The 1048-nt window shown below is 47.6% G+C and carries 2 protein-coding genes; both read left to right on the top strand.

Annotation, left to right across the window (positions count from 1 at the left end; all coding sequences use genetic code 11):
• The coding region (locus A3754_RS28135) for a hypothetical protein (RefSeq protein WP_082904820.1) at positions 1-676 on the top strand (676 nt) is incomplete at its 5' end.
• Between the two features lie 35 nt (positions 677-711).
• On the top strand, positions 712-1048 hold a 337-nt coding region (locus A3754_RS22850), incomplete at its 3' end, for a DUF6694 family lipoprotein (RefSeq protein WP_156497162.1).

The following is a 1048-nucleotide window of genomic DNA, read 5'->3' as shown; positions in this document are numbered from 1 at the left end:
ATTCGACGCCCACCCAGAATTCAAGATCGGTGAAACCTTTGACAACCGGTCCATGTGCGAAAGCACCAGCTGGCAAATGGTTCAAGATAACCGTGGAAGAGATCTAGTCGAGTACCGCTGCGAGATTGTAGGCGTCAACGACTACTACCATAAAAGACTGGTTGCTCTGGCTGAAAAATGCGAGGAATCCCTAAACGACACCTCCCCCAACCCCTTCAGGGCAAGACTCAAGAAAGAGCGCCAAGAAGAGCTGGATTCTATCGATCATCTCAAATCAGAAGTTGAGTCTGCCGAATCAGATCGAACAAAAAGGCTCATCAAATATCACTCAAAAAAAGCCGATGAGAAGACAGCGAGGCTGGAAGAGCTTGACCGGTGGGAAAAGAACAAAATAGCCAACAACAAAACCACTCTATCCAAAGTTAACCAGATCTTGTCTGGGTTTAATGTCGCCTCAGCCTATGAGTTCTTCCGCTGGTCTGTCGCCGAAAACGGCACCTTCGTTCTGATTGAGGGTGGGGTCGGGCTTAAAAAGCCAACAGATGAAAAACACCATGAAAGCACCTATGGCGACCGGCAGATGAGACTCTCGGTCGGTTATGCATACGAAAACAGAGATCTCCGTCATGCATTTACCGGAACCCACGACAGCAGCCTCGAACTCCATTGCCAATGATCTAACACGAACTCTGACACGCAAGGTATTGAACAATGATTAACAAACTGATCATCACTCTATTATTCGCAGCATTCATGACCGGCTGCGGTGAAACATTTGATGCTTCGAATGACAACATGATCCGGGTCTCGTACAACGGGATTTTAGAGACTTTGGATGGTAAAGAAGAGGAGCAGTTCAAACGCCAGTACCAGTTCTATACAGAACAGTATGAACTCCCGCAGGATCCTGAAGAGCCTGGTATCAATTTTGCTCAAAATGACATTGAGTCACTTCATGGCCTCACCTACGGGGAGGTCATCAGCAAAGTCGCGCAGCATGAACAGTACGTTGCCGACATTCGCAGGGAAGAAGATCTCTTTATGCTCC

The organism is Alcanivorax sp. HI0083 (assembly GCF_001635175.1).
The sequence above is the reverse complement of the archived record's forward strand: the minus strand, read 5'-3'. Positions and strand labels throughout refer to the sequence as shown.